The organism is Kitasatospora putterlickiae (genome assembly GCF_039527695.1).
Classification (GTDB): Bacteria; Actinomycetota; Actinomycetes; order Streptomycetales; family Streptomycetaceae; genus Kitasatospora; species Kitasatospora putterlickiae.
Map to the genome: position 1 here is coordinate 13,175 of NZ_BAAAKJ010000436.1, position 5,840 is coordinate 19,014.

Below are 5,840 nucleotides of genomic sequence, written 5' to 3' on the forward strand. Positions count from 1 at the left end.
GCGCGGTGTTCGCGTCGGGCCCCTCCGGTAGCGGCGGGGCGGCCGGTCAGGCCTCGCGGCTCAGCATGGCGTCCACGGCCCGGGCGGCGGCGTGGCCGTCGTCCAGGTCGCAGTACTTCGCGCGGAAGTCCGCGTACTTCCCGGCGTACTCGGCGGCGACCTCGTCCACCCGGCCGAGCGCCGTGACCAGTTCCTCGGAGGTGGCCAGCAGCGGGCCGGGCGCGTCCGCCTCGAAGTCCAGCGAGAAGCCGCGCAGGTTGTCGCGGTAGTGCGCCAGGTCGTAGGTGAAGAACAGGATCGGCTTGCCGGTCGCCGCGAAGTCGAAGGTCGACGCCGCGTAGTCGGTCACCAGCACGTCGGCGACCAGCAGCAGCTCGGCCATGTCCGGGTAGCTGCTGACGTCCCAGACGTAGCCGTTGCCGGCCTCGGCGATCTGCTCGCGGACGTTGGAGTGCCGGCGGACCAGCAGCACCTGGTCGTCGGCCAGCGCGGCCTTCGCCGCCACCAGGTCCAGCTGCAGGTGCAGCTGGTAGCCGCCGTAGTGGCGGCGCCGGTCCTCGCGCCAGGTCGGCGCGTACAGCACGACCTTCTTGCCCTCGGGCAGGCCCAGCCGCTCGCGCACCCGCTCGGCGGTCTTCTCCTTCTCCGGGGAGAAGAACACGTCGTTGCGCGGCAGGCCGCTCTCCAGGATCTCGCCCTTGAAGTCGAAGGCGCGGCGCAGCACCGGGGCCGCCCAGGTGCTGCCGGCCAGCAGGATGCTCCAGTTCGGAACCTCCTTGGCGAGGCCCTTCAGGTAGTGCGCGTCGGTGAACCAGACCTTCTCGAAGTCGTGGCCGATCTGCTTGAGCGGCGAGCCGTGCCAGGTCTGCAGGACGATCTGGCCGGGCCGGCGGACGAAGAAGTCCGGCAGGTGCGCGCTGGTGACGATGTACTTCGCGGTGGCCAGCGCCTCGAACCACTCCGGGCTGAAGAGCCGGACGGCGCCCGCCGACTGCGGCAGGTCGGCCTGCAGGTCGTCGGTGCCCCACAGGTGCTCCAGCGGCAGGCCGCGGCGCACCAGCTCCTCGTGGATCGCCCGCGGCGAGTCCGCGTAGAGGCCGCCGAGCGCGACGTTGTAGAGCACCGTGTCGCGCGGCGGGAGCCGGCGGGAGGCGGGGTAGTCGACCGTCCGCAGCCGGCGCTGGCGCCAGCCGCTGCGCTCCTCCGGAAGCAGTATGTTCTCCGACTCCATCTGCAGGCCGTCGTGGTGGCGGCGCTCCAGCACGATCCGCTTGCCGCGGGCCTCCACCTCCAGCGGCAGCGAGCCCCAGCACTCGGGCGCGATCAGCGCGTAGGAGGCCATGTCCGGGTGGAAGCTGGCGCCGACCGGGCGGAACGAGACGTTCCAACCGCCCTGGGCCAGCGGCACGTTGCCCGCGAAGGACGCGGTCGGCACGGCGGGCAGCGCGGCGCGGAAGCGGCCGTCCGCGATCTCCACCGGGTAGACGTGCTGCTCCTCGCCCCAGTGGTGACGGACCACCAGCTCCCAGCGGTGGGTGCCGGGCAGCGGGAAGGTGCCGCTGAGGAGGAAGCCGTCCGCGCCGCGCGCGGTGACCTCGTGCACTATCGGCTGCAGCAGCTGGTCCAGGAACTGCAGGTAGCCGCCGGGGGAGGGCTTGCTGTAGAGCGCGCGCCGCTGCTCGGGCTCGGCGTCCGCGTTGAGCACCAGGTTGAGCTGCTCCGGCGCGTTGCGGTCGTCCCAGGCGAGCGGCACGACGGTGCCGTCGGTCAGCACCAGGCTGGTGTCCCAGCGGTCGCGGGCGCGCTCCTCGGCGATCGGGTCCAGCTCGGCCCAGCTCTCGCGGACCCCGGTCAGCTCGGGGATCGCGAGGGAGGCGCGGAACGGCTGCAGGCCGCCGGCCTGGGTGCCTGCGGACACCGGGAAGAACAGCTCGCGCTCGGACTCGACGTGGGTGAGCCGCAGCTTCGCGCCGCCCAGCCGGACGTCGGAGCGGGCCGCGCCGGACACCTCGACGGTGTCGCCCTGCGCGGCGATCCCGGTCACCCGCACCCGCACGTTCTCCACCCGCAGGTAGACGCTGCCGTCGCGGACGAACGGCACGATCCGCACGTCCGGCTCGACCCAGTGCGAGGGCTGGTAGAGGGCGGTGTCCGCCCAGCCGGCCCAGATCCGGCCCTTGTAGACGCCGCCCTTGCCGGCGCCGGCGACCAGGACGCGCCAGTTGCCGTCCTTCCACTGGCCGCGGTGCTTGAGCTTCTCCGGGTCGAGGGCGACCGTGAAGCCGGCCCAGTCGCAGTTGTAGAGGTCGTGGTGGTTGGTGGCGGTGGCCTCGGGGCTGTACAGGGTCTTCATCGGCACCGCGATGACCCGGCGGCCCTTGGCCTCGCGCAGCACCAGCGTGCGGACCATGTCGTGCTTGTTGGCCGCGCCCAGCTGCTCCGGGTACGCGTGGCCGGTCATCCGCAGCCGGCCGCCCTCCCAGTGCGCGTCGTAGAGCCGGCTGCGGATGACGGTGGAGTTGCGCAGGCTGAGCAGGCCCGGCGGCACGCTCTTGCGGCCGCCGCGCAGGAACGGGTACTCGGCGTACGGGCGCAGCAGGCCCTTGGCGATGACGCCGCCGTTGCTCTCGCCCTCGTACTTGATCTGCTCGACGAACTCGTCGATCCGGCCCTGCAGGGTCAGGTGGTACTTCAGGCGCAGCGGCGCGCGCAGCTTCTTGACCTGCTCCGGGCCGATCGCGCGCAGCAGCCGGCTGACGCAGCGGATGTAGGCGTCCCGGTACTCCTTGTCGCCGTCCACGACGGACCAGAAGAACATCGGGATCTCCTCGACGAGGGTGTTCTCGTCGTAGGACCTCAGGTACTCGGCGAAGCGCGGCTCGGTCTGCTTCTTCAGCCAGCCGCGGACCAGCTCGACCGAGGTGACGCGGTCGATCAGGCCCTTCGGGTTGGTGCGCATCTGGGTGATCGACATCTCGCCGACCTCGCGCTCGCGCCAGTGGTAGATCGGCTCGGAGAGCACGTCGACGCTCTTGGCGAGGTAGTGGTGCGGCACGCTGACCGGGGCGTCCTCGTACAGGATGCCCTCGGGGTAGAGGATGTCGGCCGCGTCGAAGAAGGAGCGGCGGTACACCTTGTTCCACGCGGTGCGGTCGGTGACCAGCGACGGGATCTCGGTGATGTGCGTCTTGAGCACCGTCTTGGCGAACGGGCGGCTGTGGCCGCCGGACTGGTAGTAGCCGATCGCCCGGAAGCGCAGCACGTTGCCGGTGGCGAAGTCCGAGCCCGTCTCGTCCAGCGTGTTGATCATCAGCTCGTACGCGCTGGGCGGCATCGAGTCGTCGCTGTCGACGAAGCAGAGGAACTCGGCGTCCGGGTCGATGTGCCGGATGCCGGTGTTGCGGGCCGCGCCGAGGCCCTTGTTGACCTGGCGGACCAGCCGGAATCGGGAGTCCTTGGCGGCGTACGCCTCGGCGAGGGCGGCACTGTTGTCCTTCGAACCGTCGTCGACCATGACGCACTCGAAGTCCGTGAAGGTCTGGGCGGCGATCGAGTCGAGGCACTCCTCTAGGTAGCGCTCGACGTTGTAGATCGGGACGACGATGGAGAGGCGGGGAGCCATCGGCTACGCAGGCCTTTCTCTGGAGGAGCGTGGCAGCCCGGTTCGGGGTCTGACCGCACTTTGATCGGTGCGTACGTGCCCGTCGATCCTACCGTCCGGTCCAAGGCCCCCCGGGGGCGCGGTCCGGCACCCCCACTACCCTGGGGCCATGCCCCGCTTCAGTGTGATCGTCCCGGTCTACCGGGTCGAGGAGTACCTCCCCGAGTGCCTCGCCTCCGTGCTCGGCCAGGACGGCCCGGACTTCGAGCTGATCGCGGTGGACGACCGCTCCCCGGACGGCTGCGGCGCCCTGCTCGACGAGGCGGCCGGCCGCGACCCCCGGGTGCGGGTGCTGCACCTGCCGGAGAACGTCGGCCTCGGCCGGGCCCGCAACGCCGGCCTGGAGGTCGCCACCGGCGACTACGTGCTCTTCCTGGACAGCGACGACACCCTGACCCCCGGTCTGCTCAAGGCGGTGGACGACCGGCTCACGGCCGGCGGCGACCCGGACGTCCTGGTCTACGACTACGCCCGCACCTACGCCGACGGCCGGGTCGTCCGGGCCGCCTCGGCCAAGGTGTTCGACGCCCCCTCCCGGGAGGTCTTCGACCTCGCCGACCGCCCCGACCTGCTGGAACTGCTCCAGGTGGTCTGGAACAAGGCCTACCGCCGCGACTTCGTCACCGCGCAGGGCCTGACCTTCCCGGCGGGCTACTACGAGGACACCCCCTGGACGTACCCGGCGCTGCTCTCCGCCCGGAGCATCACGCTGCTCGACCGGGTCGGCGTCCACTACCGCCAGCGCCAGGAGGGCGGCAACATCCTGGCCACCGCCAGCCGCAAGCACTTCGACGTCTTCGGCCAGTACGACCTGGTCTTCGCCTTCCTGGACGGCCGCCCCGACCTGGAGCGCTGGCGCCCGGTGGTCTACGGCCGGATGCTGCACCACCTGAACACCGTGGTCTCCCGGCCGGGCCGGGTGCCGCCCGGCGACCGCCGGGAGTTCTTCCGCCGCGCCGCCGGGCACTGCGCCCGGCTCCGCCCGGCCGGCTACCGGCCGCCCGGCGGGATGGCCGGGCTGCGCACCGAACTGCTCGGCCACGGCCGCTACACCGCCTACCAGGCGGTCCGGGCGCTGGCCCGGGCCCGCCGGATGGTCCGCCGCTGAACCCGCCGGGCCGGCTGGACGGGCCCGGCCGGGCGAACCGGAGCGGCCGAGCCTGACGTCCGTTCGGGGGAAGCGCGGGTATAACCGGACGGTGGACTTCCTGACCCGCCTTCCGGTGATCGGCCCGCTCGTCGCGCGGGTGCTGCGCAGCCGCCCGTACCGCGCCTACCAGCACTTCACCGCGCTGCGCGGCAACCGGCTGGCCGGCGCGGTCACCTTCTTCGGCTTCCTCGCGCTCTTCCCGCTGCTGACGGTCGCGCTGGCGATCGCCGTCGCGACCCTCAGCGACAGCCGGGTGGAGGACATCCAGCAGCGCGTCTCCGACCAGCTGCCCGGCATCTCGGACGCGCTGAACCTGCCCTCGCTGGTCGCCAACGCCGGCGCGGTCGGTCTGGTCAGCGGGGTGCTGCTGGTGCTCTCCGGCCTCGGCTGGGTGGACACCATGCGGACCTCGATCCGGGACCTGTGGCAGCTGCCCGACGAGGAGGGCAACCCGCTGCTGCGCAAGGCCTGGGACTTCGTGGTGCTCGGCGGCCTGGGCGCGGTCTCGCTGGTCTCGCTCGGCGCCTCGGCCGCCGGCACCACGCTGGCGGGCCGGATCGCCGACTGGGCCGGTCTGGGCTCCGCCGGCTACCTGCTCAGCGCGGCCGGCCTGCTGATCGCGGTGGGCTCGGACATGCTGCTCTTCGCCTACCTGCTGGCGCCGTTCCCGCGGATCGGCCACCAGCGCCGGCGGGACGTGCTGCAGGGCGCGCTGATCGGCGCGGTCGGCTTCGAGCTGCTGAAGATCCTGCTCTCCTCGTACCTCGGCTCGGTCGCCGGGCGGAGCCTCTACGGCGCCTTCGGCGTGCCGGTGGCGCTGCTGCTCTGGATCAACTTCGTCTGCCGGCTGCTGATGTACTGCGTCGCCTGGACCGCCACCGCCGACCCGGTGGCGGCCCGGGAGCGGGCCAGGGAGCGCGCCCGGGCCCTGGTCGAGGCGGCCGAGGAGGCCGAGGAGGAGAGGACGGCCCGGGAGGCCGACGGCGCGGACGAGGACGTCAACCGGTCCGGCCGCGCCGCCGGCTGCGC

3 protein-coding genes are annotated in these 5,840 nt (G+C 72.3%); 2 read left to right on the forward strand and 1 reads right to left on the reverse strand.

What is annotated here, in order from left to right:
• Positions 1–46: 46 nt before the first annotated feature.
• Positions 47–3,622 (reverse strand): bifunctional glycosyltransferase/CDP-glycerol:glycerophosphate glycerophosphotransferase, encoded by a 3,576-nt coding sequence (locus ABD308_RS35870; RefSeq protein ID WP_344344307.1) that lies wholly within the window; start codon positions 3,620–3,622, stop codon positions 47–49.
• 148 nt (positions 3,623–3,770) lie between these two features.
• Between ABD308_RS35870 and ABD308_RS35875 the strand changes: the two genes are divergently transcribed.
• A complete protein-coding gene (locus ABD308_RS35875; protein ID WP_425554935.1) occupies positions 3,771–4,769 on the forward strand; it encodes a glycosyltransferase family 2 protein in 999 nt (332 codons plus the stop codon).
• Positions 4,770–4,860: 91 nt separating this feature from the next.
• Positions 4,861–5,840 (forward strand): YihY/virulence factor BrkB family protein (locus ABD308_RS35880; protein WP_344344310.1); only part of this gene is annotated, 980 nt, incomplete at its 3' end.

What these genes read in the sequence shown, in the direction of transcription:
- ABD308_RS35870 (WP_344344307.1), bottom strand. Translation starts at nt 3,622, where the DNA reads ATGGCTCCCCGCCTCTCCATCGTCGTCCCGATCTACAACGTCGAGCGC.
- ABD308_RS35875 (WP_425554935.1), top strand. Translation starts at nt 3,771, where the DNA reads ATGCCCCGCTTCAGTGTGATCGTCCCGGTCTACCGGGTCGAGGAGTAC.